This is a genomic window from Polaromonas sp. P1_G4 (assembly GCF_056405475.1).
In genome coordinates this window covers 1-1,175 of the sequence record NZ_JBFUCA010000849.1, presented here as the reverse complement: position 1 = coordinate 1,175, position 1,175 = coordinate 1, and the positions used below count along the sequence as shown (strand labels likewise).

Annotated in this window: 1 protein-coding gene; it reads left to right on the top strand. The window is 61.8% G+C overall.

Annotation, left to right across the window (positions count from 1 at the left end; translation table 11 throughout):
• Positions 1-1,094 (top strand): ParB/RepB/Spo0J family partition protein (locus tag AC1D1X_RS23890; RefSeq protein ID WP_477699423.1); only part of this gene is annotated, 1,094 nt, incomplete at its 5' end.
• Between the last annotated feature and the right edge of the window lie 81 nt (positions 1,095-1,175).

Below are 1,175 nucleotides of genomic sequence, written 5' to 3'. Positions count from 1 at the left end.
CTGCTGTGATTACCGAAACCGTTTCCGTGGCTGATGCAGGCGTTTCGCATGCGAAACCGGCCCTGGAGTTTGTGTCCCTGAACATGATCGACTTTCAGCCGCAGGTGCGCACGGTATCCGGCCTGGCTGAGGACGATTTGCTGGAGCTGGCCGAATCGCTGAAAGCCCAGGGCATGCTGCAGCCGGTGTTGCTGCGGCCCTGGGGAGAGCGGTTTGTGCTGATTGCGGGGGAGCGTCGTTGCMGGGCGGCGCACCTGGCGGAGTTTAGCCATGTGCCTGCGCTGATTGGGGAGGYGGACGACCTGCGGGCGGCGACCCTGCAGCTGGTGGAAAACGTGCAGCGGGAGGATTTGTCGCTGCTGGAGCTGGCAGCGGGTTTGCGCAGCCTGGCGGATCAGGGCAAGACGCTGACGGAGATTTGCCAGCTGGTGAAGAAGTCCAAGTCCTGGGTGTCCAAGCACCTGGCAGCGTCGGTGCAAAACCTGGGCTGGAACACCCGGCAGTTCCTGGAGAGTGAAACGACGGAGGATCTGGAGCTGGTCCTGGTCATGAACCAGATCGAGAAAACCGGCAAGTGGTATCCGCGGGGCACCCAGCTGGTGGACCGGATCGAGGCCGGCAAGGCGGGTCGGGAGGAAGCGCGGGCGTTGCTGGCGACGCTCAAGGAGGAACTGGCTGCGGAGGTTGCGCAGAAGAAGGCGGACAAGAAGGCCGGGAAGCAAGGGAACCTGGCGCTAGACGGTGAAATCCAGGAGCCGGAGCCGCCGAAGTGGAATGCATGGGATGCCGAGCGGGACTTGAACGACCTGCTGGCCGAAGCCGGACACGCACCGATCGCTGAACTGATACAAGGTTTGACCAAGGCGCAGCAGGCGGAGATCGTGGGCCACTACAAACAAGAACACGCGGCCGGCAAGGCGCTTTCGAAAGCTACGGACACGCTCAAGCTGCGCGGCCTGCACAAGCTGATTGATGAGAACTTCGACGCGGACGACTGGAAGACGGCGGCGTTTATTCTGGGCAGCGCCAGCCTCAAGCTGACGCTGATCAACCTGGCCGATGAAGTGCATGCACTAATGCATGGGGAGGTTTGATCATTGAGACCCTCGAATCACGAAGAGGGTCGGACCTTCATGACCAGCCCGCTCGTCATTCTGGTTTGAGGCCTCCAATGC